Origin of the sequence: Adlercreutzia sp. DFI.6.23, assembly GCF_024462535.1 — a bacterium.
In the GTDB taxonomy this organism is placed as follows: domain Bacteria; phylum Actinomycetota; class Coriobacteriia; order Coriobacteriales; family Eggerthellaceae; genus Adlercreutzia; species Adlercreutzia rubneri.
The window spans coordinates 1-296 of record NZ_JANGBP010000604.1 but is presented as its reverse complement, the minus strand read 5'-3'; the positions used below and the strand labels follow the sequence as shown (position 1 = coordinate 296).

Here is a 296-nt window from a genome sequence, read left to right as displayed (position 1 = left end):
CAACGTCCCTCTCTACCTGATGGGGAACACGGGGCTTTGGCTGTAGCGACGAGGCTGCTCTTTAGACCGATATACTCACCAGCTCGTGGTCTTCTATGCCGAAGGGGCGCAGGCGGGCAAGGGCTGCCAGGGCGTCGGAGACCTCGGCGAAGGCGGCGGCTTCGGGGCTGCCCGGAAGAGTGCCGAGACCCCCGGGGATCGTCTCGCCGCAGGCATCGCGCGCCTCCTCGGCCCAGCAGGCGGCCTCGGAGAGCAGCACGGCATCGTTGCGAACGAAGGCGGCCAGGGCCTCGATC

1 pseudogene is annotated in these 296 nt (G+C 68.2%); it reads right to left on the bottom strand.

The features are described 5' to 3' along the window. Positions 1-61: 61 nt before the first annotated feature. Positions 62-296 (bottom strand): annotated as a pseudogene (locus NE591_RS14740) (molecular chaperone TorD); the annotation flags it as partial.